General features: G+C 72.0%; 24 protein-coding genes, 1 tRNA gene, 1 pseudogene and 1 riboswitch. Of the genes and pseudogenes, 10 read left to right on the plus strand and 16 right to left on the minus strand.

The window, feature by feature from the left end; translation table 11 throughout:
• Positions 1 to 85 precede the first annotated feature (85 nt).
• On the plus strand, positions 86 to 418 hold the full coding sequence (locus tag CR165_RS10345) for a zinc-ribbon domain-containing protein (RefSeq protein ID WP_109516901.1): 333 nt from the start codon (positions 86 to 88) through the stop codon (positions 416 to 418).
• A gap of 40 nt (positions 419 to 458) precedes the next feature.
• Here CR165_RS10345 and CR165_RS10350 read toward each other — a convergent pair whose 3' ends face one another.
• From CR165_RS10350 to CR165_RS10375, 6 genes are all read right to left on the minus strand, one after another.
• Complete coding sequence (locus CR165_RS10350) at positions 459 to 2411, minus strand: glycoside hydrolase family 5 protein (RefSeq protein ID WP_109516902.1); 1953 nt, start codon at positions 2409 to 2411, stop codon at positions 459 to 461.
• Positions 2412 to 2548: 137 nt separating this feature from the next.
• Positions 2549 to 3652, minus strand: coding sequence for a glycoside hydrolase family 26 protein (locus CR165_RS10355; RefSeq protein ID WP_109516903.1), 1104 nt, complete (start codon positions 3650 to 3652; stop codon positions 2549 to 2551).
• 439 nt (positions 3653 to 4091) lie between these two features.
• Positions 4092 to 4397 carry an AzlD family protein gene (locus tag CR165_RS10360; protein ID WP_245906318.1) on the minus strand — a complete coding sequence of 102 codons (306 nt, stop codon included), beginning with the start codon at positions 4395 to 4397 and terminating at the stop codon, positions 4092 to 4094.
• Positions 4394 to 5203: an AzlC family ABC transporter permease gene (locus tag CR165_RS25990; RefSeq protein WP_281262099.1), complete on the minus strand. Its 810-nt coding sequence runs from the start codon at positions 5201 to 5203 to the stop codon at positions 4394 to 4396. The genes CR165_RS10360 and CR165_RS25990 overlap by 4 nt, the downstream gene beginning before the upstream one ends.
• The gene (locus tag CR165_RS10370; protein WP_109516904.1) at positions 5196 to 5801 is read right to left on the minus strand and encodes a regulatory protein RecX; all 606 of its coding nucleotides are present in this window, start codon (positions 5799 to 5801) and stop codon (positions 5196 to 5198) included. The genes CR165_RS25990 and CR165_RS10370 overlap by 8 nt, the downstream gene beginning before the upstream one ends.
• Positions 5802 to 5972: 171 nt before the next feature.
• On the minus strand, positions 5973 to 6413 hold the full coding sequence (locus CR165_RS10375) for a hypothetical protein (RefSeq protein ID WP_109516905.1): 441 nt from the start codon (positions 6411 to 6413) through the stop codon (positions 5973 to 5975).
• Positions 6414 to 6682: 269 nt separating this feature from the next.
• Between CR165_RS10375 and CR165_RS10380 the strand changes: the two genes are divergently transcribed.
• The 6 genes from CR165_RS10380 (at position 6683) to CR165_RS10405 (ending at position 13754) form a co-directional block, all read left to right on the plus strand.
• On the plus strand, positions 6683 to 7885 hold the full coding sequence (locus tag CR165_RS10380; RefSeq protein ID WP_181378089.1) for an aspartate aminotransferase family protein: 1203 nt from the start codon (positions 6683 to 6685) through the stop codon (positions 7883 to 7885).
• A complete protein-coding gene (argF, locus tag CR165_RS10385; protein ID WP_109516907.1) occupies positions 7882 to 8841 on the plus strand; it encodes an ornithine carbamoyltransferase in 960 nt (319 codons plus the stop codon). Before CR165_RS10380 ends, argF begins: the two co-directional genes overlap by 4 nt.
• Positions 8842 to 8918: 77 nt before the next feature.
• On the plus strand, positions 8919 to 10619 hold the full coding sequence (locus CR165_RS10390; protein WP_109516908.1) for a methyl-accepting chemotaxis protein: 1701 nt from the start codon (positions 8919 to 8921) through the stop codon (positions 10617 to 10619).
• A 96-nt stretch (positions 10620 to 10715) separates the two neighbouring features.
• A complete protein-coding gene (ubiM, locus tag CR165_RS10395) occupies positions 10716 to 11918 on the plus strand; it encodes a 5-demethoxyubiquinol-8 5-hydroxylase UbiM (RefSeq protein ID WP_109516909.1) in 1203 nt (400 codons plus the stop codon).
• 111 nt (positions 11919 to 12029) lie between these two features.
• The gene (gene hslO / locus CR165_RS10400; protein WP_109516910.1) at positions 12030 to 12992 is read left to right on the plus strand and encodes an Hsp33 family molecular chaperone HslO; all 963 of its coding nucleotides are present in this window, start codon (positions 12030 to 12032) and stop codon (positions 12990 to 12992) included.
• Between the two features lie 135 nt (positions 12993 to 13127).
• Positions 13128 to 13754 (plus strand): hypothetical protein, encoded by a 627-nt coding sequence (locus tag CR165_RS10405; RefSeq protein WP_109516911.1) that lies wholly within the window; start codon positions 13128 to 13130, stop codon positions 13752 to 13754.
• 68 nt (positions 13755 to 13822) lie between these two features.
• Here the strand turns inward: CR165_RS10405 and folE are convergent, their stop codons facing one another.
• The 4 genes and pseudogenes from folE to metZ form a co-directional block, all read right to left on the minus strand.
• Positions 13823 to 14473: a GTP cyclohydrolase I FolE gene (folE, locus tag CR165_RS10410; protein WP_109517007.1), complete on the minus strand. Its 651-nt coding sequence runs from the start codon at positions 14471 to 14473 to the stop codon at positions 13823 to 13825.
• Between the two features lie 152 nt (positions 14474 to 14625).
• Positions 14626 to 15036 (minus strand): Co2+/Mg2+ efflux protein ApaG, encoded by a 411-nt coding sequence (apaG, locus tag CR165_RS10415; protein WP_109516912.1) that lies wholly within the window; start codon positions 15034 to 15036, stop codon positions 14626 to 14628.
• Positions 15037 to 15045: 9 nt separating this feature from the next.
• Positions 15046 to 15660, minus strand: a complete 615-nt coding sequence (locus CR165_RS10420; protein WP_109516913.1) for a LysE family translocator — start codon at positions 15658 to 15660, stop codon at positions 15046 to 15048.
• Positions 15661 to 16088: 428 nt separating this feature from the next.
• A pseudogene (gene metZ / locus CR165_RS10425) lies at positions 16089 to 17279 on the minus strand (O-succinylhomoserine sulfhydrylase); the annotation flags it as partial.
• Between the two features lie 59 nt (positions 17280 to 17338).
• A riboswitch (SAM riboswitch) is annotated at positions 17339 to 17417 on the minus strand.
• Positions 17418 to 17484: 67 nt separating this feature from the next.
• Between metZ and CR165_RS10430 the strand changes: the two are divergent.
• Positions 17485 to 17558: transfer RNA gene (locus CR165_RS10430), tRNA-Gly, on the plus strand.
• A 117-nt stretch (positions 17559 to 17675) separates the two neighbouring features.
• Here the strand turns inward: CR165_RS10430 and CR165_RS10435 are convergent.
• From CR165_RS10435 to CR165_RS10450, 4 genes are all read right to left on the minus strand, one after another.
• The gene (locus tag CR165_RS10435) at positions 17676 to 18323 is read right to left on the minus strand and encodes a Crp/Fnr family transcriptional regulator (protein WP_245906320.1); all 648 of its coding nucleotides are present in this window, start codon (positions 18321 to 18323) and stop codon (positions 17676 to 17678) included.
• A gap of 338 nt (positions 18324 to 18661) precedes the next feature.
• A complete protein-coding gene (locus tag CR165_RS10440) occupies positions 18662 to 19090 on the minus strand; it encodes a response regulator (protein WP_109516916.1) in 429 nt (142 codons plus the stop codon).
• A 207-nt stretch (positions 19091 to 19297) separates the two neighbouring features.
• The gene (locus CR165_RS10445) at positions 19298 to 20035 is read right to left on the minus strand and encodes a Crp/Fnr family transcriptional regulator (protein WP_245906321.1); all 738 of its coding nucleotides are present in this window, start codon (positions 20033 to 20035) and stop codon (positions 19298 to 19300) included.
• Positions 20036 to 20198: 163 nt separating this feature from the next.
• Entirely contained in the window at positions 20199 to 20645 is a 447-nt protein-coding gene (locus CR165_RS10450) for a response regulator (RefSeq protein ID WP_219929720.1), read from the minus strand.
• A gap of 186 nt (positions 20646 to 20831) precedes the next feature.
• On the opposite strand from CR165_RS10450, the gene CR165_RS10455 reads away from it, so the two are divergent.
• Entirely contained in the window at positions 20832 to 21302 is a 471-nt protein-coding gene (locus tag CR165_RS10455; protein WP_109516917.1) for a thioesterase family protein, read from the plus strand.
• Positions 21303 to 21312: 10 nt separating this feature from the next.
• Here CR165_RS10455 and CR165_RS10460 read toward each other — a convergent pair whose 3' ends face one another.
• Together CR165_RS10460 and CR165_RS10465 are read right to left on the minus strand one after the other, a co-directional pair.
• Positions 21313 to 22902 (minus strand): ABC transporter substrate-binding protein, encoded by a 1590-nt coding sequence (locus CR165_RS10460; protein ID WP_109516918.1) that lies wholly within the window; start codon positions 22900 to 22902, stop codon positions 21313 to 21315.
• The gene (locus CR165_RS10465; RefSeq protein WP_109516919.1) at positions 22899 to 24434 is read right to left on the minus strand and encodes a serine hydrolase domain-containing protein; all 1536 of its coding nucleotides are present in this window, start codon (positions 24432 to 24434) and stop codon (positions 22899 to 22901) included. Before CR165_RS10465 ends, CR165_RS10460 begins: the two co-directional genes overlap by 4 nt.
• 144 nt (positions 24435 to 24578) lie before the next feature.
• On the opposite strand from CR165_RS10465, the gene CR165_RS10470 reads away from it, so the two are divergent.
• Entirely contained in the window at positions 24579 to 26192 is a 1614-nt protein-coding gene (locus CR165_RS10470; protein WP_109516920.1) for a calcium-binding protein, read from the plus strand.
• Positions 26193 to 26232 lie beyond the last annotated feature (40 nt).

The raw sequence follows: 26232 nt of genomic DNA on the forward strand, positions 1-26232 counted from the left end.
GCGCGCCGCCACCCGCCTCGCTTTACGAAGGGTTGCAGCGCAACGGGGGGTTGCAGGGCCGGGGGTGCCCCGGCATAGCGGTGGCATGCGCCTCGAATGCCCGGCCTGCGCTGCCGCCTATGACGTTCCGGACGCGCTTCTGGCGCCGGGGCGGGCGGTGCGCTGCGTGCGCTGCACGCAGAGCTGGGTGCCGCTGCCCGCCCGGCTGGAGGCGCCGCCGCCGCTGCTGGCGCTGCCGCCGCTGCGCCCTTCCGGCCCCCCGCCCGCCGCGCCCGGCGTGGCGGGCGCGGTGTTCGCCTGGATTCTCTCTCTCCTGGCGGTGGCGGCCGGGGTGGCGGCGCTGTGGCATTGGCGCGCCGACATCGCCGCCGCCTGGCCGCCCGCCGCCCGCCTGCTGGCGCTGCTGCCCGGCGGCTGAGAAGGCTGCGGCTGAAAGGCGGTGGCTGAGAAAAGGCGGCTCAGCCCAGCGGTGCGTCGCTGCGCTGCTCGGCGTGGCCGTGGGTGATGTAGTGCAGGGCCGCCGCCTGCTCGTCCGCGCCGAAGGCGGCACGCAGGTCGGCATAGTTCCGCAGGTACTGGGCGGCATCGAAGGCGGCGGCGTCGCGCCCCTCGGCATGGCCATGCGCCAGCCAGTGCCGGGTGCCGGCCCGGAGGTCGGTGCCGAAAGCGTCGACCAGGTCGTCATGGCCGGCGATGTAGCGCGCGGCGTCGAAGCCGGTGGCGCGTCCTTCGTTCCGGCCGAAGCGGATGTAGTGCGCGGCCGCGGCCTCCGTGTCCTGCCAGAAGGCGTCCAGCAGGTCCTCATGCGCGGCGAGGTAGCTGGCCGGGTCGAAGCTGGTGGCGCGGCCCTCGGCGCGGCCGTGGCGGATGTAGTGGGTGGCGCCCGCATCCTCGCTGGCGCCGAAGGCGGCGATCAGGTCGGCCTGGCTGGCGATGTAGGCCAGCCCGTCGAAGCTGGTGGCGCGCCCCTCGGCGAAGCCGTGCTGCAGCCGGTGCACCGAGCCGGCCAGCGCATCGGCGCCGAAGGCGGCGGCCAAGTCGGCATGGCTGGCGACGTATTCGAGCGGGCGTTCCGAGGAAAGGGCGCGCAGGTCGATCCTCACCCCGTCGGCGAACTGCACCACCTCGATCGCCGCGCCGGAGAGGGTGGCGCCCGTGCCCAGGTTGCGCGCCAGCAGCGACTCGCCGTCGCGCAGGACATGCCAGGCGCCGCTGCCCTGGTCGATCCGCAGCGTGTCCAGCCCCGCGCCGCCATGAAGGTCGCCGCCCTGCGGCGGCGCCACCAGCAGCCGGCTCGCCGCGAAATCCGTGCCGGGGATGAAGGCCAGGATGTCGAGCTTGCCCTGGTCCGGCGTGATCCAGTTGTCGCCCAGGATGCCACCCGTGTCGCCCGAGTTCGGGTTCCAGGACCACCAGGCCCAGGACAGGCCGGCCGAGGGCGCGCCGGCGTCGCGCGTGCCGTCGCCATCGTGATCGCCGTTCAGGGTGCGGGTCAGCGCCAGCAGCCAGGCCAGATCCTTCGGGTCCTGCAGGCGGCTGCCGAACTCGCCCAGGATGATCGGCGCGATGCCCTCGCGCGAGATGTAGCCCCATTGCCGGTCGAACACCGCGGGCAGGGTGGCGGCGAGGTCATCGCTCTGGAACCAGGGCTGAGCGAAGACCGAGTTGGGGTAGTCGTGCGGCGAATAGACCACCTTGTTGCCGGCGGGCAGCACCACCGGCCGCTCGGCGACCCCCTGCAGATTGCCGCCCCACCAGTAGGAGTCGCCCTCGTGGCGGTCCACGCCTTCCACCAGGATCAGCCAGTCCGGGTTCACCGCCTGAATGGCCGCACCGGCGCGCTCGGCGGCGGCGTGCCAGTCGGTCGCCGGGTCGCCGCCCCAGCTGGCCTGGCTGTGCGGCTCGTTGTGCAGGTCGGCGCCGATGACGGTCGGGTTGCCCCGGTAGCGGCCGGCCAGCATCACCCAGTCGGCGATCCACTCGGCTTCCGGGTGGGTGTTGTCGTACCAGAGGCCGGAGCCGTTGGGGCCGTCCCCCGCCGTGCCGCGGTGCCGGTCGAGGATGATGCGCAGCCCGATCTCGCCCGCATAGCCCACGATCCTGTCGAGCAGCTGCACGCCGGAAAGGCCGGCGAGATCCGGGTTGCGGCCGTAGTCGATGTCGGTGGGCGGCAGCCTGCCGTCGAGCACCTCGCTGGAGAAGGGAAGGCGGATGGCGTTGAAGCCAAGCGCCTTCATCTGGTCCATCATCTCCTGCCAGTTGCGCGCCTGCAGCCCGTCCGGCGCGCCGCGCACCGTCTCCATGCCGAACCAGTTCACCGCCGAGAGGCGCACCGGGATGCCGGCGGCATCGACGATCTCGTTGCCGCGGGTGGAGAAGAAGCCGTCGCCCGGCTGCTGGCGTGAGAGCATGCGTGCGCTTTCCTGGCGGCGGGGGAGGCCGGGCGGTCATGGAAATCCCGGCCAGATGCAGGGCCTGGCCGGGCGAGGGAATTCTTGGAAGGGAGCGGGGGTGCATCCAGGGCCGGCAGGCGGCCATGGAGGACGCCTCAGAACAGATCCAGGTCGGTGCGGCCCTCGGCATGGCCGAAGGTGATGAAGTGCCGGGCGGCCTCGTTCTCGTTCGAGCCGAAGGCGGCGCGCAGGTCGGCGTAGTTCGCCAGATAGGTCCGCGCATCGAATCCGTCGGTGGTGCGGCCTTCCTCGATGCCGTGATGGAAGTAGTGGCGCTGGCCGGCCGCCGCATCGGCGCCGAAGGCCTCGATCAGGTCGGCATAGCTGGCGATGTACTGCAGCCCATCCAGGCTCCAGTCCATCTTGGTGTCCGAGAAGGTCTCGACATAGGCGCGGCCGGTGTTCGGCTCGCTGCCGTCGGACAGGCGGCCGGGGAAGCTGTCGTCGGAATCCCAGCGGGACTGGAACACCACGTCATGCGTGTCGAACCACACCTTCATCGCCTTCACGAAGGGCTCGGCGTTGTTGGTCATCACGCCCCATTCGGAGTAGGCGGTGGGCTTGTCGCGCGCGGCGGCGAAGTCCTGGTGCCACTGCAGCCCGTACTTCTCCTTCAGCAGCATGTCCCAGGCCTGGTAGGGATCGCTGGTGAAGTAGAGGGTGTTCCAGTAGACATCCATGCCGATGATGTCGACATAGTCGTCGCCCGGATAGGCGGTGGCGGGGTCCATGCCGCCCCAGGCCTCGTTGACGTTCCACTCGAAGACGAAGCGGTCGGAGACGGCGCGGAACGAATCGACGAACTGGCGGAAGGCGCCGATATACGCCTCCTCATGGCCGATGGCCGACCACGGGAACCAGTCGCCGTTGAACTCCCAGCCGGTGCGGACGTCGATCGGCCCGTCGGTCTGGCTGTTCTCGATCAGGATGGTGGCCAGCTCGCGGTAGCGGGCGTTGTAGGCGCCGGTGGCGGCCTCCTCCAGCGTCGCGCCGAGCGGGATCAGCGGGATCGACCACTGATGGTCGCGCGGCGTCTCGTGCCACAGCTCGCGGGCGTTCCAGCGGGTGCTGTCGATCAGGTCGGCCCAGCTCTGGAAGCCGGAGACGACGTGAATGTTGTCCACCTCCCGGCCGAGCCATTCCTCGAAGGCCGGCAGATCCTGCGGCCGGTTGCCAAGATAGACACCAAGCTGGGTCATCGGGCTCTCCTGATCATCCGAATGAAGAAGGAGGGGCCCGCCCGTGCGGGGCGACCGGCTGCCATGCTCCTGCTCGGGAAGGCGATAGAGCAGGGCGCTGAATGAAAAAATAGAAAACAACAAAATTCAGGATCAACATTTTAGTGAGGAGAAGAACCCACATCGGATCCTCGCGTTACTTTCAACTTTTATTCGCGTGATGCGCGGAATGATTGTGGGATTTCCTGGCCGCGTGTGGATCTCGCCGCGGGTGCGCGGAAAGGCGCCGGAATGGTCCGCGGCGTCAACCCTTGCGTTGGCCGGAGCATGACAGCCGAGGCGGAGCGGCGCCGGCGCTAGAGCCTTTTCCGTTCGTACTGGCTCACGGAAAAGGCTCTAGCTCATTGTTTTCACGAGCATCTTAACGCGATCAGGCGAAGCAGCCTGCTCGCGATCTGCTCTAGGCTCCGGCCAGCAGGCCGAACAGCCAGACCGTCGCCACCCCGGCCAGGATGGAGGCGCTGAGATTGCCGGTGCGCCACTGCACCAGCACCACCGCCGCCGCCCCGAACAGCCCCGGCAGGCCGGTCCGGCTCAGGGCCAGGGTCACGTAGGCGGCAAAGATCGGCCCGGGCAGATGGCGCAGCATGGCGTCGATGAAGGGCGGCGGGCGGACCACCCGCAGCAACGCATAGCCGCCGGCACGGCAGAGATAGGTGACCAGCGCCATGCCCAGGATGGCGAGCAGCACGTCGCTCCGCATCATGGCGCCGTGCCGGGGCCGGATGGTGCCGTGCCGGGGCTGGCCTCGGAACCGGCCCCGGAACTGGCCTCGGAACCGGCCTTGGGCCCGCCACGGGCCCGGATCTCGTTCCAGGCCGCCAGGGCGGCGCCGGAGAGGGCGCCGGCCAGCAGGGGCAGGGGCTGCGGCAGGCCCAGGCGCTGCGTTCCCAGCGCCGCCAGCCCGGCCAGCGCCCAGGGCAGCAGGTCCTGCCGGGCCCCGCGCCAGATCGGCACCAGCAGCCCGACGAAGGCGGCGGTGCCGCCGAAGAACAGCGGGTGCCCCGGCGGCAGCTGCACCACGCCGCTCAGCACATGCCCCGCCACGGTGGCGGCCTGCCACGCCACCCACAGCGAAAGGCCCAGGCCCAGCAGGTAGCCGGCATCGCGCCCGCCCGCCCGGTGCTCGGCGATGCTCATGGCGAAGGCATGGTCCACCAGCGTGGCCAGCGTGCCCCAGAGCCGCCAGCCGCGCAGCCGGTCCAGCCAGAAGCCCAGAGCGGCTCCCATCGGCGCCAGGCGGATGTTCACGACCAGCGCCGCGAAGGTGACCGCCAGGACGGGCGCCGGGTCCGCCCAGAGTTCCAGCGCCAGGAGCTGCGCGGCGCCGGCATAGACGATCGCCGACATCAGCAGGGTCTCGGCCAGCGACAGGCCCTTGCCGGCGGAGATGACGCCCACCACCATCCCGAAGGGCAGCAGTCCAAGGTAGAGGGGCAGGGCGGCACGCGCCCCGCGCCGCATGCCGGCGCGGGTGAACACCACCGGGCGGAAGGGCTGCGGCTCAGCCACGGCGGGAGGCCAGCAGCCGCTCCTCCGCCACCTCGGGCGGCAGGTCCAGCGCGCGCTGCGCCACCTCGCGCGGGAAGCCGGCCCGCGCCAGCGCGGCCAGCGTCTTCAGCCGGGCGGCCGCGTCGGGGGGCGTCGCGGCGAAGGGGCCGGCGCGGCGGCGGCGCAGATGCCCCAGCGCTGCGATCAGCTCATCGGCCGTCTCTCCGTCCAGCGCGGCCTCGGCCGTGGACGCCGCCACGCCCTTGGCGGCCAGATGCGCGGCGATGGCGCGGCGGGAGCGGCCACCCTGTTGCAGGCGCCGGGCGCGGGACGCGGCGAAGGCGGCGTCATCGACCGCCCCTGCCTGCACCAGGCGGCGCGCCACCTCCTGCGCCGCCGCGCGGCCCTCCGCCACCACCCGGGCGATGGCCGCGCCATCCTGCCCCTCCGCCTCGGCGCGCTGCGCCCAGCGGGCCACGCGCCGCTGCAGCACGCGTACCAGCCCGGCTTCCGTGGCGGCGAAACGTGCCAGATGCAGCAGCGCGGCCTCGCGCAGCCGGCCGGCATCCGGCGCCGGGCCGGCCGCCGGCCTCCGCCTGGGTTCCTGCCGCTTTTCCATGCGCGCAATCTGCCATGAAGCGGCCGGCCTGCCCACCCGGCGCCTGCCCCATGGCGCGGGGGCAAGAGAATGGCTTCCCGGTAGCAAGCCACAAACGCGAATGCCGCCGGCCTGGCGGCCGGCGGCATCCTCGACTGTCTCAGGCTGCGCGGGCCATCGGCCCGCAAGGGCTCAGCGCGTGGGCGGAACCGAGGAGCCCGTGGTGCCGGTGCTGGCCGGCGGCGGCACGGCGCTCGGGCCGATCGGCGGGTTGGCGCCGGCCGGGCCGGTGGTGGTGGAGGTGGAGGGGCTGCCATTGCGCTGGTTCATGCGCGGCTCGCCCGACTGCGCCGGCGCCGGCACCGGCTGCGTGCCCGGGGGCGTGGCGCTGCGGGTCGGCGGGTTGGCACCCTGCTCGGTGCGGGGGCCAGTGGTGGTGGGGGTCGAGGGGCTGCCCTGGCGCTGGTTCATGCGCGGCTCGCCGGACTGCGCCGGCGGCGGCACTGGCTGCGTGCCCGGGGGCGTGGCCGTGCTGCTCGGCGGGTTGGCGCCGGTCTGGGCCATGGCGGCCCCGCCGACCCCGGCGAAGCCGATCAGGGCGGCAGCGGTCAGGGCGATCATCGGTGTGCGCATCGTGTCGGATCCTCCAGCGGGGGTCTGGGTGCGCCCGGTGAGGGCGCGTGCCCCGGGGTAACTGGCCGGGCCGGGCAGAGTTGCGACGGTGCAGTTTGGCCCGCCTCACGATGCTGCTCACGATGCCGCTTGCTGGGCCGCTTGCTGGGCCGCTTGCGGACGATTTCCGGCCTTTGACCGCGCCGCCGGTTTGCGGCACTCTGCCCGTTTCCGCGGTCGGGCATGCGAAGGGTCGCGTGCGGCGCGGAAGCAGCCGGAGACGTATTCGCGTGATCCCCGCTCTGATGCCGACCTACAACCGTGCCGACCTCGCCTTCGAGCGGGGCGAGGGCGCCTGGCTGTGGACGGCGGATCAGCGACGATTCCTGGATTTCGGCAGCGGCATCGCCACCACCAGCATCGGCCATGGCCAACCGCATCTGGTGCGCACCATCGCCGAGCAGGCGGCCAAGGTGATGCACGTCTCCAACCTCTACCGCGTGCCACAGGCCGAGCGCCTGGCCGCGCGCCATGTGGAGGCCTCCTTCGCCGACAGCGTCTTCTTCTGCAACTCGGGCGCCGAGGCGAATGAGGGGATGATCAAGGCCGTCCGCAAATACCATGCGGAGAACGGCCACCCCGAGAAGTTCCACCTGATCTGCTTCGAGGGCGCCTTCCACGGCCGGACGCTGGCCACCCTCTCGGCCACCGGCAATGAGAAGTACCTCGCCGGCTTCGGCCCGCCGGTGCAGGGCTTCGACCATGTGCCCTTCGGCAACATGAACGCGGTGCGCGACGCCATCGGCCCGCACACCGCCGGCATCATGATCGAGCCGATCCAGGGCGAGGGCGGCGTGCGCCCGGCCGACCTGCGCTTCCTGCAGGAGCTTCGCGCGGTGTGCGACGAGTTCGGCCTGCTGCTGGCGCTGGACGAGGTGCAGACCGGCATGGGCCGCTCCGGCAAGCTCTGGGCGCACCAGTGGGCCGGTATCGAGCCGGACGTGATGTCCTCGGCCAAAGGCATCGGCGGCGGCTTCCCGCTTGGCGCCATCCTGGCCAAGGAACATGTGGCGAAGCACCTGAAGCCCGGCACCCATGGCACCACCTATGGCGGCAACCCGCTGGCCTGCGCCGCCGGCAACGCCGTGCTGGACGTGGTGCTGGCCCCCGGCTTCCTGGAGCAGGTGGACCGCGTGGCGCGCCACCTGTGGCGCGGCATGAACGACCTCGCGGCGCGCCACCCCACGGTGGCGAGCGGCGTGCGCGGCGCCGGACTGCTGGTCGGGCTGCAGCTGACGCCGGCGGTGGCGAATGGCGACTTCCAGGCCGCCGCCGTCGACGAGGGGCTGCTGACCGTGGCGGCCGGGCAGAACGTGCTGCGCGTGGCGCCGCCGCTGATCGTCACCGAGGCGGAGGTGGACGCGGCGCTGGAGATGCTGGACCGCGCCGCGCGCCGCCTGACCCCGGCCGACGCCAAGGCGATGGCCAAGTGAGTGCGGCGTTGAAGACGACGGCGCAGGGGGGGGCGGCGCAGGGCCGCCCCCGCCACTTCCTGGAGCTGTCGGATTTCGACGGCGCCACGCTGCGCGGCATGCTCGACCTCGCCGCCCGCGCCAAGGCCGGGCAGGTGGCGGACAGGCCGCTGGCCGGCAAGACGGTGGCGCTGATCTTCGAGAAGCCCTCCACCCGCACCCGCGTCTCCTTCGAGGTGGGCATCCACCAGCTCGGCGGCCATGCCATCGTGCTGTCCTCGAAGGACATGCAGCTCGGCCGCGGCGAGACGCCGGCGGACACGGCGCGGGTGCTCTCCCGCTACGTGGACGCCATCATGCTGCGCACCGACAGCGTGGCGAAGCTGCGCGAGCTGGCGCAGCACGCCACCGTGCCGGTGATCAACGGCCTGACCGACGTCTCCCACCCCTGCCAGCTGATGGCCGACATCCTCACCTTCGAGGAGCATCGCGGCCCCATCGCCGGCAAGGTCGTGGCCTGGACGGGCGACGGCAACAACGTGGCGCAGAGCTTCATCCAGGCCGCGGCGCGGTTCGACTTCACGCTGCGGCTCGCCACCCCGCCCGAGCTGGCGCCGCCTGCCCAGCTGGTGGACTGGGCGCGGCGCGAGGGCGCGCGCGTCGAGCTGACGCCGGACCCGGTGGCGGCGGTGCGCGGCGCGCACTGCGTCGTCACCGACACCTGGGTCAGCATGTCGGACGAGAAGGAGGGCGGCCCCACCGCCCGCCACAACACGCTCGCCCCCTACCAGCTCAACGAGGCGCTGCTGGCCCACGCGGCGCCGGATGCGGTGGTGATGCACTGCCTGCCGGCGCACCGTGGCGAGGAGATCACCGGCGCGGTGATCGACGGCCCGCAGAGCGTGGTGTTCGACGAGGCGGAGAACCGGCTGCACGCGCAGAAGGGCGTGCTGCTCTGGGCGCTGGCCGGCCTCTGAGGCCGAGGGCCGGCTAAACGCTTCATCAACGCTTGCGGGGTAGTTCTGGACCGGACCTCCTGGCCAGGACACCCCGCATGCCTGTCTTCGCCACGCTTGCCGCGTTGCCGCGCCGCCTTGGGGTGGTGCCGCGCCTTGTGCTCCTCACCCTGCTCTCCGTCGTCTGTGTCGCGGCGGTGTCGAGCGGCACCATCCTGCTGCAGATGCGCCAGTATGCGCTCGCGCAGTCGCAGCAGGAGCTGGAGAGCAACCTCGCCATGCTGAAGGCGCTGCTCGCGCTGCAGGGCCGGGAGTGGCGCCTGCAGGGCGAGACGCTGCTGCTGGACGGCAAGCCGGTGAACGGCCGCATGGAGGTGGTGGACACGGTAAAGGCCGTGGCCGGCGGCGTGGCCACCATCTTCGCCGGCGATACCCGCGTGGCCACCAACGTCACCCGCCCCGACGGCGGCCGCGCCGTGGGCACGAAGCTGGCGCCCGGCCCGGCATACGACGCCGTGTTCCGCCGCGGCGAGGCCTATCACGGCGTCAACGTCATCCTCGGCGCCGAGCACCAGACCATCTACGAGCCGATCCGCGATCCGGAGGGGCGGGTCGTCGGGCTGCTCTTCGTCGGGCAGCCGCTGGCCGCGCTGATGGCGACGCAGGACAGGCTGGCCTTCACCGCGCTCTGGACCGGCGCCGCGGTCACCCTGCCGGTGGCGCTGGCGGTGTGGTGGCTGATGAGCCTCGTGCTGCGCCCGCTGAAGGGGCTGGCCGGGGCGGTGAACGCCATCGCCGCCGGGCAGTTCGACCGCCCCGTGCCCTGCACCGAGCGGCACGACCAGCTGGGCGAGATCGGCCGCGCCGTGCGCAGCCTGGGGGAGGGCGCCCGCCAGGCCCGCGCGCTGGAGGCGGCGGCCGAGGCCCAGCGCAGCCAGGCCGCTGCCGCGCAGCGGCAGATGCAGGCGGCGCTGGCCGGGCAGATCGAATCCGCCGTGGGCGGCATCGCCCGGGCGCTGGGGGGCGAGGTGGAGCGGCTGGAGAGCGCCACCCGCGCCGTGGGCGAGGGCACCGGCGCCGCCGCGCGCGATGCCGGCGCCGCCACCGAGCGCGCCCAGGGCGCCACCCGCAACGTGCAGGCGGTGGCCGCCGCCGCCGACCAGCTCGCCGCCAGCGTCGAGGAGATCACCCGCCGCGTCAGCGATGGCGCCGCCGTCACCCGGCAGGCGGTGGAGGCGGTGGACGCCTCGGACGCCACCGTGGCCGGGCTGTCGGCGGCGGCGGCGCGCATCGGCGACGTGGTGAAGCTGATCGCCGACATTGCCGGTCAGACCAACCTGCTGGCGCTGAATGCCACGATCGAGGCGGCGCGGGCGGGGGAGGCCGGCAAGGGTTTCGCCGTGGTGGCCTCCGAGGTGAAGAGCCTGGCCAACCAGACGGCCAGGGCGACGGAGGAGATCGGCACCCAGATCAACGCCATGCGCTCCGCCACGGGGCAGGCGGTGCAGACGGTGCGCGGCATCGCCCAGGCCGTCGGGCGGATGGACGAGGTGACCTCGGCCATCGCCGCGGCGGTGGAGGAGCAGAGCGCCGCGACCCGCGAGATCGCCCGCAACGCCGCCGCCGCCGCCAGCGGCACCCAGGGCGCGGCCGACAGCACGGAGCGGCTCGGCGCGCATGTCGGCACCGCCGCCGGCGCGCTGGAGGCGCTGCGCGAGGCCACCACGGCGGTGGCGCAGCAGGGCCAGGCGCTGCGGCAGGAGCTGGTGGAGGTGGTGGGCCGGCTGCGCGCGGGCTGAGCCCTTTCTCCCACAGGCCGCTTTGCGGAATCCGCCGGCCGTCCTACCTAACAGGCTGTGGCATGCAGAGGATGGGCCTGAGGGATGGACGGGAGGATGGACGGGGCGAGGCGCTTTGATGTCGTGGTCGTGGGCGGCGGGCCGGTGGGGCTGGCCTTTGCTGCCTCGCTGTCCGGCCTGGGGCTTGCCATCGCCGTGGTCGAGCGGCAGGCGGAGGCGGCGCTGGAGAATGCCGCCTTCGACGGGCGCGAGATCGCGCTCACCTACCATTCGCAGGACATCCTGAAGCGCCTCGGCGCCTGGGCGCACATCCCGGCGGAGAGCATCTCGCCGCTGCGGGAGGCGCGGGTGCTCAATGGCGGCTCCGCCTACGCGCTCCGCTTCGACACGCGCGGCCGGCCGGAGGCGGAGCTGGGCCGGCTGGTCTCCAACCACGCCATCCGCCGCGCCCTCTACCGCGTGGCCCGCGCCTGCCCCGACGTGACGCTGCTGGCTGGCCAGGGCGTCGCCGCCATGGGCACGGACGTGGACGGCGCCTGGCTGCGGCTGGAGGACGGCACGGCGCTGCGGGCCGGCCTGCTGGCGGGGGCGGACAGCCGCTTCTCCGGCGTGCGCAAGGCGCTGGGCATCGGCGCCGAGATGCGGGATTTCGGCAAGCGCATGATGGTGGCGCGGGTGCGCCACGCGGCGCCGCACCACGCCGTCGCCACCGAGTGGTTCGACTATGGCCAGACCCTGGCCATGCTGCCGCTGAACGGCGACTGCTCCTCCGTGGTGCTGACCCTGCCGGCCGAGGAGATGGCGCGGCTGGAGGCGATGCCGGAGGCGGCCTTCGGCCCCGAGATCGCCCGCCGCTACCGCCAGCGCCTGGGCGCCATGGAGCTGGTCAGCACCCGGCATGTCTATCCGCTGGTGGCGGTCTATGCCGAGCGCTTCGCCACCACCCGCGCCGTGCTGCTGGGCGACGCGGCGGTGGGGATGCACCCGGTCACGGCGCATGGCTTCAATTTCGGCCTGCGCGGGCAGGACACGCTGGCGGGCGAGATCCGCGCCGCCCGGGCGGCAGGGCGGGATTTCGCGGCGCCCGACGTGCTGCGCCGCTACGCCCACGCGCACCGGCGCGCGACGCGCCCGCTCTACCTGGCCACCAACGCCACGGCGAGGCTCTACAGCGAGGAGACCCTGCCCGCCCGCCTGCTGCGCGGCGCCGCGCTGCGCCTTGGCAACCACCTTCGCCCGGTGCAGCAGCTGGTGGTCTCGCAGCTGATGGAGAACCGGGTGGAGGGCCGGGTCGCCTGAGGGCGCCGGCCCGGAGAAGCCGCGCATGAGCGGCACGGATGCCGCCGCCCCGTCGCAGAGCGGGGCGGAGGTCCCTATCTATGCTTTTTGGAATTTTCAGGCCCCTGCCGCGTGACCGATCCGACCCAGCCTTCCACCACCCCCGATTTCCTGAACCATGACCGCCCGCCCGTGCCGGACCTGACCGTGCCGCGCGGGGTCCAGCCCTTCCACCTGCAGGAGAAGCCGGTGCGCGGCCGCCTCGTGCGGCTCGGCCCGCTGGCCGACGCGCTGCTGACCCGGCACGACAACCCGCCCGCCGTGGCGGCGCTGATGGGGCAGGCCCTGGCGCTGACCGCCGGCCTCGCCGCCGCGCTGAAGTTCCAGGGCAGCTTCAGCCTGCAGGCCAAGGGCGATGGCCCCGTCCGTATGCTGCTGGCCGACTGCACCGAGGCCGGCGCGCTGCGCGGCTATGCCCGCGCCGAGCCGGAGAGCCTGCCGGAGGGCAGCCCCGGCGCCGGCACGCTGCTCGGCCAGGGCTATCTCGCCTTCACGGTGGACCAGGGCGCGGAGATGGAGCGCTACCAGGGCATCGTCGCCATCGAGGGCGAGAGCCTGGCGGAGATGACGGGGCACTACTTCGCCACCTCCGAGCAGCTGGACAGCCGCGTCTGGCTGGCCGCCGGGCACACGCCGCAGGGCTGGCGCGCCTCCGCGCTGATCCTCGAGCGGGTGGCGGGCGCGGGCGGCATCGGCCCCGGCATGGACAGCGCCGCGCAGGAGGATGCCTGGGAGACCGCGCTCGCCCTGGCCACCACCATCACCGAGGCGGAGATGCTGGACGATGCCCTCTCGTCCGACCGGCTGCTGTACCGGCTGTTCCACGCCGAAGGGCTGATGCTCGACCGGCCGCGCCCGCTCTCCTATGGCTGCCGCTGCTCCCGCGCGCGGCTGGCCTCGGTGCTGGCCGGCTTCGGCACGGACGACCTCGACCACATGGCCGAGAATGGCGACATCACCATGACCTGCGAGTTCTGCAATGTCGGCTTCCGCTTCCCGCGGGACGAGGTGCAGCCCGCCGCCGGCCAGGCCTGACACCGCCCTGGGCGGGAGTGGCGTGACGGCCGGTATGGCCGCCGCGCCCGCCGCGTGGTTTGTAGAGGCATCTTCGGCCCCTCCGGTGGTTCCACCGGGGCGGGGTCCGCTCCAACTGGGGGAGAACAGGGGATCATGATGTCCATCACACGCCGCGGGCTCGCGCTCTCGCTGCCGGTGCTGGCGGCGGCCTGCGCGGGCGGCGATGCCCAGCCGGCCCTGCAGCCGCCGCCCACCTATGGCCACCTGACGCCGCTGCGGCTGAACGTGCTGAACATCGAGGTGCTGGAGCCCGGCCCCGGCCCCAATATCCGCATCGACCCGCCCGCGCCGCTCTCCCCTTCCGCCCAGGCGGTCCGCATGGGGCGGGAGCGGCTGGTGCCGGTCGGCACCACCGGGCGCGGCCGCTTCCTGGTGGAGAGCGCCATGCTGACGCGCGAGGTGGGCGATGGCGGCGGCCTGTTCACCCAGCGCACGGAGCGCCTGTCGCTCGCCATCCGCGTGCGGGTCGAGGTGCTGGCCGATGACGGGCGCCGCGTGGCCTTCGCCGAGGCCGAGGTGCGCCGCAGCGCCACCGTGATCGACGAGGGGCCGGCCAGCCGCGCCCGCGCCGCCGACCAGATCGTGCGCCAGGGCATGGACGACCTGAACGTGGAGTTCGAGTTCCAGCTTCGCCGCAACCTGCGCGACTGGCTGATGACCGGCGCCCCCACCGCGCCGCTGCCCGGCCCGGTGCAGCAGGAAAGCCTGATCCGCCCCTGAAGACGGGCCGGGGGGGCGGGCCCAGGGCGAGCAGGCTGGGGAGGGCGGCGCGGCCGGCCGCCCCCGCCTCAGGCTTCCGGCACCGGCCGCCCGTTCTGGGTCAGCGCCAGGAATTCCCGCCGCATGGCGGGATCGGTGCGGAACTCGCCCAGCATGCGGCTGGTGATCATGGCGACGCCCGGCTTGTGCACGCCGCGCGTCGTCATGCACTGGTGGCTGGCCTCGATGATCACGGCCACGCCGCGCGGCCGCAGCACGGAGTCGATGCTGTTGGCGATCTGCGCCGTCAGCTTCTCCTGGATCTGCAGGCGGCGGGCATAGGCCTCCACCACGCGCGCCAGCTTCGAGATGCCGACCACCCGCCCGGCGGGGAGATAGGCCACATGGGCGCGGCCGATGATGGGCACCATGTGGTGCTCGCAATGGCTCTCCAGCCGGATGTCGCGCAGCACCACCATCTCGTCATAGCCGTCCGTCTCCTCGAAGGAGCGGGCCAGCAGGGCCACCGGGTCCTCCTTGTAGCCGGAGAAGAACTCCTCATAGGCGCGCGCGACGCGGGCGGGGGTGTCGGCCAGCCCCTCGCGCCCGGGGTCGTCGCCGGCCCAGAGCAGCAGCGTGCGCACGGCTTCCTCGGCTTCGGCCCGGCTGGGGCGGCGCGGCGCCGCATCTCGGTCGGTGCTGGCGGGGTCGGCCAGCGGACGCGCCGGCGGAAAGGTCATGTTCACGGTGCGAATTCCGATTGGCGGTCCGTCAGGAAAGGCGCTCAGGAAACGGGCTCAGAAAAGGCGTTCAGAAAAAGCTCTGGGGCATCAATGGGGACGGAACGGCGCCGGGGCAATGGCCGCCGGCGCAAGGCTCGGGCGACGAGGGATCAATGCACCGCGCCGGTCTGGTGCGGGCTGTCCAGGCTGAACAGCGGGATGGCGATGTCGAAGGCTTCGCCGCTGACGGTGTCGAGCATGTGATAGAACCCGCGCATGAAGCCCGAGGGCGTGGAGAGCGGGGTGCCGGAGGTGTATTCGAAGCTCTCGCCCGGTTCCAGCACCGGCTGCTCGCCCACCACGCCGGGGCCGTGCACCTGCTGGGTGCGGCCCATCCCGTCGGTGATCTGCCAGCTCCGCTTCAGCAGCTGCACGGTGCGCTGCCCCTGATTCTCGATGCTGACGCGATAGGCCCAGACGAAGTGCGACTGCTCCGGCTGCGACTGGTCGGAGAGGTAGAAGGCGCGCACCGAGACGCGGATGTCGCGCGTGGTGGCGGTGAAGAGGGGAGGCTGGGTCATGGCGGTCCTTCAGCCGGCGCGGCGCAGCGCGGCGGTGGCGAGGCCGGCGCCCACCAGCATGCCGCCGCCCGTGCGGTTCAGCGCGCGGCGCACGGCCGGCCGGCGCACGGCGCCGGAGAGCCGCCCGGCCAGCAGCGCGTAGAGCAGCGCGTTGGCCGCCGCCAGGCTGACGAAGCTGGCCACCAGGATGGCGGCCTGCGGCAGGAAGGGCCGGGCCGGGTCGAGGAATTGCGGCACGAAGGCGACGAAGAAGGCGATCGACTTCGGGTTCAGCGCGGTGACGAGGAAGGCCTGCCGCCAGGCGGCGCGGGCGCTGAGCGGCGCCGCCGCGCCCGGCTCCACCGGCGCGCGCCACAGCCTGACGCCGAGATAGACGAGATAGGCCGCGCCCGCCCATTTCAGCAGGGTGAACAGCGCCGCCGAGGTGGCCAGCAGCGCGCCGAGCCCGGCCAGCGACAGGCTCATCGCCACCAGGTCGCCCGCGGCCACGCCCGCCACCAGCGGCAGCGCCGCCCGGCGCCCGCCGCCCAGGGACTGGCCGATGACGAGAAGGATGGTGGGCCCCGGGATCAGCAGCATGACCGATGCCGTGGCCAGAAAGGCGATCCAGGTCTCGGGCGACATGGTCTCTCCGGTGGCGCGAGGGCCGCCCATTCTGCGCCGGGGCGCGCGGCGCGTCGAGTGCGGGCCCGCATCCGTGAACGGGCGGATGGGCGAGGGGGAGGGAGGCTTCTTTCACCGCCCCCCGGTTCCACGGCTCAGCGCCGCTTCGGCCCCTGCTGGAACAGGTCGGGCTCCGGCGCGGCGGCGGCGGCGGGGGCGGCGGCGCGCTTCGCCGGCGCCTTGCGCGGGGAGTCCGCCGCCTTCTCGGCAGGCGCCGGGGCAGGTTCGGCGGCAGGCTCGGCGGCGGGTTCGGCGGCAGGCTCGGCGGCACGGGCGCGGCGCGGCGCCTTGGCGGCCGCTGCCTTGGCGGGCGGCGCCTTCACCGCCGCCACCGTCTCCTCCACCACCATGCGGCCGAGCGGCTTCTTGCGCGGGGCGGTCTCGCCGCCCACCGCGTCCAGGGCGGCGGCGATGTCCTCCACGAGGTCCGCCACGTCCTCGAGCCCCACCGAGAGGCGCAGCGCGCCGTCGGTGATGCCGAGCCGCGCCCGCTCCTCCGCCGCCACGCGCATGTGGGTGGTGGTGGCGGGGTGGGTGATCAGGCTCTTGGCGTCGCCCAGGTTGTTGGAGATGTCGATCACCCGCAGCGCGTCGAGGAAGCGGAAGGCCGCCTCCTTGCCGCCCTTGAGGGTGAAGCTGACCAGCGTGCCGCCGGCCGACATCTGCTTCTTGGCGAGCTCATACTGCGGATGGCTGGCGAGGGTGGGGTAGTGCACCGCCGCCACCTCGGCCCGCTCCTCCAGCATCTGCGCCACGGCGGCGGCGTTGCGGCACATGGCCGGCACGCGCAGGTGCAGCGTCTCCAGCCCCTTCAGGATGGTCCAGGCGTTGAAGGGCGAGATGGCCGGGCCGGTGTTGCGCACGAAGGGCTGCAGCACCTCCTCGATCCACTTCTTCGAGCCGAGCACGGCGCCGCCCAGCACGCGGCCCTGGCCGTCGAAATGCTTGGTGGCGGAATAGACCACCACATCGGCGCCAAACTGCATCGGCTTCTGCAGCAGCGGCGTGGCGAAGACGTTGTCCACCACCACGATGGCGCCGGCCTCGTGCGCCAGGTCGCACACCGCCTTCAGGTCCACCAGCTCCAGCATCGGGTTAGAGGGGGTCTCCAGCAGCACGAGCTGGGCCGGGCGCTTGAAGGCCGCCTTCCATTGCCCGAGGTCGGCGCCGTCGACGAACTCGGTCTGGATGCCGTAGCGCGGCAGCAGGGTGGAGACGATCCAGTGGCAGGAGCCGAACAGGGCGCGGCTGGCCACCACCCGGTCCCCCGTCTTGAGGTGGGAGAGCATGGCGGCGTGCACGGCGGCCATGCCGGTGGCGGTGGCGCGGCAGGCCTCGGCCCCCTCCAGCGCGGCGAGGCGCGCCTCCAGCATCTGGACGGTGGGGTTGCCGAAGCGGGAATACTGGAAGTGCTGCGCCTCGCCCGTGAAGGTCTGCTCGGCCTGCAGGGCGCTGTCGTAGACGAAGCCGGAGGTGAGGTAGAGCGCCTCGGAGGTCTCATCCAGGTTGCTGCGCATCTGGCCGCCCCGGACCAGCAGGGTTGCGGGGCGCAGCGGACGGTCGGAAGCGGGCTTGGCCATCGGACGGGCGACTCTCGGGCTGGCATCGACACCCGGCCCGGTCGGGCGGGGTTTGCGCGCGCATCCCCGCCGCGGCCGTTTAGCGCGATTGTTTAAGCTCGCCGCAAGCTGGCCGGACAAATCGCGAGCGCCCGGCGGACCGGGCGGAAAGACTCTTACGCGCGGCTTGCCCCCTGCACAAGAGCAGGCTAGAAGCTTCGCCGACGCGGGCGTAGCTCAATGGTAGAGCTCTTGGTTCCCAACCAAGTGACGAGGGTTCGATTCCCTTCGCCCGCTCCAGCCTCCTCCCTGTTCATGGCACCGCGTGGCGCTTCGCCGCGGTCTCGGCCCCCATTCCGGGCGCAGGGATGCGGCGCTCCGTGCCGCAGGCGGTGGCCGTGGCACTGCCCCGGGGCCTCAGCGGCACTGGCGGGGCCTGATACTCCCAGGAGCGCCGAGCAGGCGGGCATAGGCGCCGCGCTGGATGCCGTAGCACGCGCAGGCGATGCTTTCGAGGCCGGGCCGGTCGGTCACCGTGATCCTGCCCTTCTCGTAGCGGATGAAGCCCGCCTTCTGGAACTGCCCCGCGGCAACGGTGATCCCGGCGCGACGGACGCCGAGCAGCATGGACAGTATCTCGTGGGTCATCGGCAGCACATCGCCCTCGACCCGGTCATGCGCCATCAGCAGCCAGCGGGCGAGGCGCTCATCGGTGTGGTGGCGGCCGTTGCAGGCCGCCATCCGCGCAACCTGCTCATGATGGACGAGGGCGTAGCGCAGAAGAAGCGTGCGCAGGGCCGGATCGGCCTCGAGCGCCGCGCGGAATGCATCCGCGCCCATGCTCAGCGCCACGCCGGGGCACTGGACCATCGCCTCGAGGTCGCTGTGGCTGTCCCCGAGCAGCACGGGAAGCCCGACCAGGCCTTCCAGCCCCACCAGCCCCACTTCGGCCGCCTCGCCATCCTCCATGTGGGCCACCATGGACACGTAGCCGCTCTCCGGAAAACAGACGGAGGTGATGGGGACATTCGGCTCGTGCAGGCTGGCCCGGAGGCTCAATTCCACCGGACGAAGCTCTGGCCAGAGGCGGGAAAGACTGTCGGGTGGAAGGGCCGCGAGCAGCCTGTTGCGCGGATTGGGCGCGGACGGATCGGGAGGGAGCAAAGCAGGTTCTTGCCAGGAGTATCGGCGGGAGTCTGGAACTCTTTCGGCTACCCGCACCCGAAGGCATCAGCGGGCATTCCCAGCCTACGGCCCGGGCTTTTCCCTGTCGATGCGAAAGCGTACAGCTTGGGCGGAACGATCCCGCCGCTCCGCAAGACTGCGGCCTGCCAGAAGGCTGCGGCCTGTCAGAAGACTGCGGCCTGCCAGAAGACTGCGGCCTGCCAGAAGGCTGAGGGTTGTCAGAAGGCTGTGGGGCCCGGCCTGGCGGCGCCGAAGAGTTCCAGCCCCACCGGGATGCCTGTGGGTGGCTCGCCATCCATCATCGCCCGCACCATCTCGATGGTGCGGAGCACCGTCCCGGTCTCGTAGGGCTTGCCGATGGCGCCGAGGGCGATGTCCTTCGCCCGCCGGGCCTCGAGGATCTGGCCGCTGACGAAAACCGACAGGATGCCCCACCGCTTGCGGAGGATGCAGGCCAGTTCCACCCCGCTGCTGCCATCCCGCAGATTGATGTCGAGCAGCGCCAGATCGGGCCGCGCCCCCTCGCACAGCGCCAGGGCCTCGGCCAGCGTCGCGGCCGGGCCCATCACCTCGTGGTCCGCGGTCTCCAGGGCTTCGCCGAGCACCATGGCGATCAGCACCTCGTCCTCGACCAGTAGAATTCGCATTGGCCAGACTTTCCTTCGCCCTGCTCGGTCGGTGTGAGGTACCTGGCGTCAATGCATGGTGAACACCCTCGTTGTACGCTATCGTACATTTCTGCCATCAAGAGATCATGAAGGCCGCCGGGCCGGGCGCCAGCCGCGAGGCGGCGCGCCTCCATCCGCCTTTCCGCACGGGCGACGATCCGCATCAGGACGGTGGCGGGAGGCCGCTCAGTGGCGGTAGAGGGCGTTGCCTGTGCAGAACAGGCGGTCATAGGCGCGGCGGGTCACGCCGTAGCACTCGCAGGCGGCGCTCTCGAGGCCCGGCCGGTCCAGGACCGTGATGCGGCCACGCTCGTAGCGGATGAACTGCGCCCGCTGGAGCGCGCCGGCCGCCACGGTCACGCCGGCGCGCCGCACGCCCAGCATCATCGCCAGGAATTCGTGCGTGATGGGGAACTCATCCCCCTCGCTCCGGTCATGCGCCATCAGCAGCCAGCGCGCCAGGCGCTGATCGGTGTGGTGCCGCCCGTTGCAGGCCCCGGTCCGCGTCACCTGGCCGAGGAAGGCCAGGACGAAGCGGAGCAGCAGGCGCCGGAGGGCGGGGTCCTCCTCCATCGCCTGGCGCAGATCCTCCGCGTTCAGGCTGAAGGCCGTGCCGGGCCCCTGGATGAGGGCCTCCAGGTCCTCGGTCTCTCCGCCGAGGAGAACCGACAGGCCGACCACGCCCTCGAAGCCGATGAGGCCGACCTCGGCTCCGTCGCCATTCTCCAGGATCGCCAGCATGGAGGACCATCCCGTCTCGTGGAAATAGACGGTTTTGATGGGGGCTTCCGGCTCATGCAGGGTGCGGCGGAGCGGCATCTCCACCAGGGTCAGCCTTGGCCGCAGGCGGGCGAGGCTTTCCGGCGGCAGGGCGGCGAGCAGGCGGTTTCGGGGAGAGAACGAAACTGGACGGTCGGTTGCCACGATAACTCCTGCCGCGGTGGTGTCGGCGGGAGCACATGCCACTCTCAGCCACCCGCGCCAGAAAGCCTCAGCGGGTGATGAGGGGCATATAGGGCCGGCTCACCGGCATTCTGAGTACGGAACCGTACAAACGGCCAGAAATCGCCTGCGTCCTGAAAGCTTCTCACCCCGGGCCGGCAAGGCCAGCGAGGGCGGCCGGTGCCCTGGCATGGCACAGCTCCCCGATCATCCTGACCAGATCCTCGGGGTTGTAGGGCTTGCACAGCACCGGAACGCCCCTGTGGCTGTCCAGGACCGGGTGGCCGTCATGTCCGGTGGCGAAGAGAAAGGGCACGCCCCGCTCGCGCAGCACATCGGCGACCCCGATCGCCTTTGCATCGCCGAGCTGGATATCCAGCACGGCGGCGGTGATGCCGCCATCCGCCATCGCGACCTTCACCATCTGGAGGGCGTCCTGGACCGAAATGACAGGCCCCAGCACCAGCGCACCGGCGCCGATGAGGGAGTCCTCCACCATCATGGCGATCACCGCCTCATCCTCGGCCACCAGGATGCGCGTGCCGTCCAGGTCAGGTTTGCAACCGCTGTTTGGCGTCTGTGTCATGGACATGCTTGTGGATTGTTTCGAACGTGCATGGCTGTCCGGTAGCGTACAACCCAAGGACGTTCCGATGGGAGGCGGGCACACCGGCGCTTCCGGCGCATGGCCAGGCCCGAGGCTTGCCCGGTAACCGCCCGCGTGTTCCCCTGGGCCGGCCATGCAAGTGGCGCCTCTGCCGTGCAGCCCGGAGTGGTGATGTCTGGTCCCGACCAACCTTCTCTGGAGAAGCCCTCTCCAGCCGATATCGGCGTCGTCCGCCCCGAATGGGTGGACCATTACGGCCACATGAACCTGGCCTACTACGTGGTCGCCTTCGACCTCGCGACGGATGCGCTGTGGCCGGGACTCGGGCTGGGGCCGGCCTTCCGCGCCCAGGGCCTCGGCACCTTCGCGGCCGAGAACTGGGTGGCCTACAAGCGCGAGGTGACGGAGGGGATGCCGCTCGCCGCCCGCTCCGAGGTGCTGGCGCATGATGCCAAGCGGCTGCTGCTGCGCCACCGCCTGTTCCATGCGGCCGAGGGGTGGGAGAGCGCGGAATGCGAGCTGCTCTTCCTCTGCGTCGACCTCGAGCGCCGCAAGGTGGCGGAATGGCCGGCGGTGGTGCGCGCCGCCTTCGCCGCGGCGCCGGCCGGGCCGCCGCCCCAGCGCCTCGCGCTGAGGCGCTGAGGCGCGGCCGCTACTTCTTCTCGATGTTCCAGAACACCATGACCGGCGCCTCCAGCACGCCGGAGATGTTGACGCGGCGGGCATAGGGCTGGTCGTACTGGCCGAGCACCCGGTAGGGCTGCACCTCGGCCAGGCGGCGGTGCAGCGCCTCGGTCGCCGCCTTCCGCGCCGGCTCGTCCACCGCCTCCACCACGGCGTTGCGCAGGCGCTCCGCCTCCGCGTCGCAGGGCCAGCCGGCCCAGGCGCGCTCGCAGGCCATGTTGGTGCCGATATTGGTGATGGGCGACTGCATGGTGGCGCCCGAGGCGGTGGTGACAAAGAGGTTCCAGCCGCCCTGGTCCACCGGGTTGCGGTTCTGCTGGCGCGTCGTCACCGTGCCCCAGTCGGCGAACTGCACCTCGACATTCATGCCGATCTTCTTCAGCGACTCGGCCGCCACCTCGGCCATGCGGCCGATCGGCGCGATGTCGTAGGAGGAGTTCAGCACCAGCTTCTCGCCCTTGTAGCCGCTCTCGGCCAGCAGGCGGCGGGCGGTCTCCAGGTCGGGCTTCGCGTAGGGCGCGGCGCCGGCCTCGGTGCCGTTCGGGCTGCCGCAGACGAAGTAGGAGCCGCAGCGCTTCCACCACTGCTCGTCGCCGAAGCCGGCGGCGAGGAAATCCGCCTGGTCGGTGGCATAGGCGAGCGCCAGCCGCGCGCGCGGATCGTTGAACGGCGGGTAGAGGTGGTTGGGCCGCAGCATGCCCTGGTTGGGCAGGCTGGAATAGCGCTCCACCCGCACATCGCGGCTGCGGCTGAGGACCGGGATCAGGTCCTGGCCCGGCTGCTCCCAGATGTCGATCTCGCCCGTCTGCAACGCCGCGGCGGCGGTGGCGGGGTCGGGCATGATGGTCCACTCGACGCGGTCGAGCTTCACCACGCGGCCGCCGGCGAGGCCGTCGGCCGGCTCGGCGCGCGGCACGTAGTCGGCGTTGCGGTCGTAGACGACGCGGGCGCCGCTGCGCCACTCGGCGCGGTTGAAGCGGAACGGGCCGCTGCCGATGGTCTCCGTCACCGGCTTCATCGGGTCGGTCGCCGCGTCGCTCTCGCGCATGATGACGGGGATCTGGCCGACCGCCGAGCCGAGCGCGAAGGGCACCATGCCGGTGGGCTTCCTGAGCTTCAGCGTGAAGCTGCGCTCATCCTCGGCCTCCAGCCCCGCGGTGTATTCGGCGAGCTTCAGCCCCACCGTGTCCCGCGCCATCCAGCGCTTCAGCGAGGCGATGACGTCGCGCGTCGTCACTGTCTGGCCGTCGTGGAAGCGCAGGCCGTCGCGCAGGCGGAAGCGCCAGGCGAGGCCGTCCTCCGAGGTGGAGACGCTCTCCACCATCTGCGGGTGCGGCTGCAGCTTCGAATCCCAGGCGAACAGCGTCTCGTAGATCATCAGCCCGTGCATCCGGGTGATGACGATGGAGCCGAAGACCGGGTCCAGCGTGCGCAGATCGGCATGCGGCGCCACCCGCAGCGTGCGGTTCGGCGCCGGCTGGGCCTGGCCCGCGGCGGGCAAAGCGAGGGCCAGGGGCGCGGCGGTAAGCAGCAGGCCGGCGAGGCGGAGGCGGGTCATGCGGCGGTCCCGGAATTGTTGCAGGGATGGAAATGCAACACCCGCGCGCGGTGGCTGGCAACCCGCAGCGACCCGTCCGGCTGCAGCCAGAGGCAGGGGCGGTGGGTCCAGGGGCCGTGGCTGAGGCTGGCCAGCGCCCGGCCGCCGGGCAGCGGCGTCAGCGCCGTCTCGCGCCCGAGATCGCCCGCCCAGGGGAAGCGCGCCGTGCCGTCGGCGCGGATCGAGAGGCCGGCGCCGAAGCTGGCCTCGCGCCACTCCCCCACCAGCGCCGGGTCCAGCGGCAGGCCGGGCGGCACGCGGTGCAGCCGCCGCGCCACGCCGCCGATGCGCCCGGCCAGCACATCCCCGCCTTCCGCGCGCAGGCGGATGTCGAGATAGGCCGGCAGGCTGCGCGCCTCGCCGGGCGTGCCGGTCTCCACCAGCGCCTCGTGCCCGCCCATGACGCTGAGGGCACCGGCGGTGAGCTCGGCCCAGAACGGCCCCTCCGCCGCCGCGAACAGGCCCGGCGCGGCGAGGGTGGCAGGCGGTGGCACCGCTTCCCCCACCAGCGCGGCCAGGATGCGCAGCGCCGGCTGCAGCGCGTCCTCCTCCCGGTTGGTCAGCAGCACCACGCCGCAGCCGAGGCCGGGCGCCATCAGCAGGTGGTTGCGGTAGCCGGGCAGGGAGCCGCCATGCGCCACCACCTCCACCGTGCCGAGCCGGGTGCAGACCAGGCCAAGGCGATAGACGCTCGGCGTGCCGTCGGCGAAGGCGCGGGGCGCGGTGAGGCGCTCCAGCATGCCCGCCAGCGGGCCGCGCCCGGCCAGCAGCGCCGCGCCCCAGCCCGCCAGCGCCGCGGCGCTGCCCGCCATGCCGCCCGAGGCGGAGAAGTGCATGCCGTAGCGCCCGCGCCGCCATGCGGTGCCGTCGCGCCAGTAGCCGGTGGCGAGGCCGGGCACCGGCTCCTGCTCGTCCTCCGGGAAATGCAGCGGCAGGCCGAGCGGCTCCAGCAGGCGGCGGCGCAGCGCCTCGGCGTAGGAGACGCCGCGCTGCGCCGGCAGCACCGACTGGCCGAGCCGCCAGCCGGTGTTGGAATAGGCCATTTCCTCGCCGGGCGGCGCGTTCACCCCCGGCAGGCGGTGGGCGACGGCCATCACCTCGGCGGCGGTGAGACTGGCGGTGTAGGGCACGCCCTGCTGCCAGAGCACCTCCATCATGTCCGGCAGGCCGCCGGTCATGTCCAGCGCCCGCGCCAGCGGCACGGCGCCGATGGCGGGGGGCAGCCCCTCCAGCAGCGTGCCGAGCGGCGCCTCCAGCGGGATTTCCTCCAGCAGCAGCGTGGCGGCCAGGAAGTGCTTGCTGATGGAGGCCAGGCGGTTGGTGGTGTCCGGCGTGAAGGGCAGGGCGTGCTCGAGGCTGGCGAAGCCGCCCGCCGCGGCGTGGCGGATGCCGCCGGTATCGAACAGCACCACCGCGCCCCCCGGCCCCTGTGCCTCGGACCAGGCCCCGGCGAGGGCGGCGGCTTCGGCGGTGGCGCGGTTCCAGTCGGGCATGGCGGGGCTCCTCCGAGGATTCGCCGGAAAGCTTAATCGTCTTCGGCGAAACGTCATCGCCGCCGCGCCAGGCCTATGTTAACGGTTGCATAACATTCGCAACAATGCACGCGGCCGGTTCGCACCGTCCGCCCGGAAGATGCCATGTCCCGAAAGCGCCTGACCGCCCTGGCCCTGGCCGATGCCCTTCAGGGCACGGAGGGGGATGACCTGCTGACCGGCACGGCCGGGGAGGACACGCTGTTCGGCGGCCTTGGCCACGACACGCTGCTCGGCCGCGCCGGGATGGACTGGCTGGAGGGCGGCGCCGGCAACGACACGCTGGACGGCAATTCCGGCGCCGATCGCATGATCGGCGGCGCGGGCGATGACCTCTACGTCGTCGACGACGCCGCCGATGTGGTGGTGGAGGCGAGCGGCGAGGGTACCGACACGGTGCGCAGCAGCCTCTCCTTCTCGCTGTCCAGGCAATACATCGAGAACCTGACGCTGACCGGAATCGACGCCATCAGCGGCACGGGCAACGCTCTCGCCAACACGATCATCGGCAACATCGCCGCCAACCGGCTGGTGGGCGGCGGCGGCAACGACGTGCTCGACGGCCGCGGCGGCGCCGACATCATGGAAGGCGGCACCGGCAGCGACACCTATCACGTGGATACGCCCGAGGACCGCGTGATCGAGGTGGCCGGCGAGGGCACCGATACCATCGTCACCGGGCTGCAGCGCTACTCCCTGGAGGGGCTGGAGACCGTGGAAAGGCTGAACGGCACGGGCACGGAAAATGGAACTTTCGTGGGCACCGGCAACGCGCTGGACAATGTGCTGGAGAGCAGCGCCTCCCATAGCCGCCTCTATGGCGGCGCGGGCAACGACACGCTGACCGGCGCCACGGGCAATGATGAGCTCTCTGGTGACGAGGGTGACGACACGCTGAACGGCGCCGCGGGCAATGATCGCCTCTATGGCGGCGAGGGCATCGATACGCTGCATGGCGCCGCGGGCGATGATTACCTCGATGGTGGGGCCGGCGCGGACAGGATGAAGGGTGGCGATGGCAACGACGTCTATGTCATCGACCATTCGGGCGATGTCATCGTCGAGACGCGCGGCGCCGGCACTGACCGTGTGATCGTCTCGATCGATTTCAGCATGAGCGGCCGCTACGTCGAAGCCCTGGAGATGAGCGGCAACGCCGACCTGACCGCCACCGGCAACGCGCTGGAAAACGAGATGCGGGGGAATGCGGGCCACAACACCCTGCGCGGCATGGAACGGAACGACATCCTGTACGGGGGCGAGGGGAACGACCGGCTGGATGGGGGCGAGGGCAATGACTGGCTGTATGGCGAGAACGGCAATGACGTGCTGTATGGCGGCGCCGGCAAGGACAAGCTGTCCGGTGGCGCCGGCATGGACCTCTTCCACCTCGACGGCGTGGGCGACAGCATCGAGGATTTCCGGCACGGGGTTGACCTGATCGTGGTCTCCGCCGCCTGGCTCGGCGGCGGGCTGGAAGCCGGGCTGGAGGTCGGCATCAACGGCTTTTTTGCCAGCGGCACGGCGGCGAGCGGCACGGGGCATGGGCAATTCGTCTTCCTGCCGGGGACCGGCTGGACCCACAACCCTCATTTGTATAACAGCCCGGCACAGCTGATCTATGACGCCAACGGTGCCGAGGCGGGCGGCGAGACCCTGGTGGCCACGCTGAACTACAATGCCGCCGTCACGGCATCGGACCTCGTCATCGTCGCCTGAGGCGAGGGCCCTCCCGGGGGGCATGCCCCCGGGAATTTCC

It is taken from the genome of Teichococcus aestuarii (assembly GCF_003116135.1).
Classification (GTDB): Bacteria; Pseudomonadota; Alphaproteobacteria; order Acetobacterales; family Acetobacteraceae; genus Pseudoroseomonas; species Pseudoroseomonas aestuarii.

What these genes read in the sequence shown, in the direction of transcription:
- CR165_RS10360 (WP_245906318.1), bottom strand. Translation starts at nt 4,397, where the DNA reads ATGATGCGGAGCGACGTGCTGCTCGCCATCCTGGGCATGGCGCTGGTC.
- ubiM (WP_109516909.1), top strand. Translation starts at nt 10,716, where the DNA reads ATGGACGGGGCGAGGCGCTTTGATGTCGTGGTCGTGGGCGGCGGGCCG.
- CR165_RS10465 (WP_109516919.1), bottom strand. Translation starts at nt 24,434, where the DNA reads ATGCCCGACTGGAACCGCGCCACCGCCGAAGCCGCCGCCCTCGCCGGG.
- folE (WP_109517007.1), bottom strand. Translation starts at nt 14,473, where the DNA reads ATGACCTTTCCGCCGGCGCGTCCGCTGGCCGACCCCGCCAGCACCGAC.
- CR165_RS10390 (WP_109516908.1), top strand. Translation starts at nt 8,919, where the DNA reads ATGCCTGTCTTCGCCACGCTTGCCGCGTTGCCGCGCCGCCTTGGGGTG.
- CR165_RS10355 (WP_109516903.1), bottom strand. Translation starts at nt 3,652, where the DNA reads ATGACCCAGCTTGGTGTCTATCTTGGCAACCGGCCGCAGGATCTGCCG.
- CR165_RS10460 (WP_109516918.1), bottom strand. Translation starts at nt 22,902, where the DNA reads ATGACCCGCCTCCGCCTCGCCGGCCTGCTGCTTACCGCCGCGCCCCTG.
- apaG (WP_109516912.1), bottom strand. Translation starts at nt 15,036, where the DNA reads ATGACCCAGCCTCCCCTCTTCACCGCCACCACGCGCGACATCCGCGTC.
- CR165_RS10345 (WP_109516901.1), top strand. Translation starts at nt 86, where the DNA reads ATGCGCCTCGAATGCCCGGCCTGCGCTGCCGCCTATGACGTTCCGGAC.
- CR165_RS10405 (WP_109516911.1), top strand. Translation starts at nt 13,128, where the DNA reads ATGATGTCCATCACACGCCGCGGGCTCGCGCTCTCGCTGCCGGTGCTG.
- CR165_RS10450 (WP_219929720.1), bottom strand. Translation starts at nt 20,645, where the DNA reads ATGTCCATGACACAGACGCCAAACAGCGGTTGCAAACCTGACCTGGAC.
- CR165_RS10440 (WP_109516916.1), bottom strand. Translation starts at nt 19,090, where the DNA reads ATGCGAATTCTACTGGTCGAGGACGAGGTGCTGATCGCCATGGTGCTC.
- CR165_RS10455 (WP_109516917.1), top strand. Translation starts at nt 20,832, where the DNA reads ATGTCTGGTCCCGACCAACCTTCTCTGGAGAAGCCCTCTCCAGCCGAT.
- CR165_RS10350 (WP_109516902.1), bottom strand. Translation starts at nt 2,411, where the DNA reads ATGCTCTCACGCCAGCAGCCGGGCGACGGCTTCTTCTCCACCCGCGGC.
- CR165_RS10420 (WP_109516913.1), bottom strand. Translation starts at nt 15,660, where the DNA reads ATGTCGCCCGAGACCTGGATCGCCTTTCTGGCCACGGCATCGGTCATG.
- CR165_RS10470 (WP_109516920.1), top strand. Translation starts at nt 24,579, where the DNA reads ATGTCCCGAAAGCGCCTGACCGCCCTGGCCCTGGCCGATGCCCTTCAG.
- CR165_RS10370 (WP_109516904.1), bottom strand. Translation starts at nt 5,801, where the DNA reads ATGGAAAAGCGGCAGGAACCCAGGCGGAGGCCGGCGGCCGGCCCGGCG.
- CR165_RS10375 (WP_109516905.1), bottom strand. Translation starts at nt 6,413, where the DNA reads ATGCGCACACCGATGATCGCCCTGACCGCTGCCGCCCTGATCGGCTTC.